This window comes from Allobosea sp. ASV33, assembly GCF_016428755.1.
In the GTDB taxonomy this organism is placed as follows: Bacteria; Pseudomonadota; Alphaproteobacteria; order Rhizobiales; family Beijerinckiaceae; genus Allobosea.
In genome coordinates this window covers 1-315 of sequence record NZ_JAELTI010000295.1, presented here as the reverse complement: position 1 = coordinate 315, position 315 = coordinate 1, and the positions used below count along the sequence as shown (strand labels likewise).

The window sequence follows — 315 nt, the reverse complement described above, 5'->3', positions numbered from 1 at the left end:
TCGTGCTGCTGCATGGCGAGGGCTCGAACGGCAAGTCGACGCTCGTCGACGTGATCTCGCGATTGATGGGCGATTACGCGACGTCGCTGCCGATCGCGACGCTGACGGGCGAGGACCGGCGCAAGGGCTGTCTCTTATACACATCTCCGAGCCCACGAGACTCTAGGCGCGATCTCGTATGCCGTCTGCTGCTTGAAAAAGGGGGGGGGGGGGGGGGGGGGGGGGGGGGGGGGGGGGGGGGGGGGGGGGGGGGGGGGGGGGGGGGGGGGGGGGGGGGGGGGGGGGGGGGGGGGGGGGGGGGGGGGGGGGGGGGGG

1 protein-coding gene is annotated in these 315 nt (G+C 75.6%); it reads right to left on the bottom strand.

All coding sequences use genetic code 11. From position 1 onward, the window contains the following. Nucleotides 1–134: 134 nt before the first annotated feature. Nucleotides 135–315, bottom strand: a 181-nt coding sequence (locus JHD80_RS27675) for a hypothetical protein (RefSeq protein ID WP_199093823.1), incomplete at its 5' end; no start/stop codon positions are given.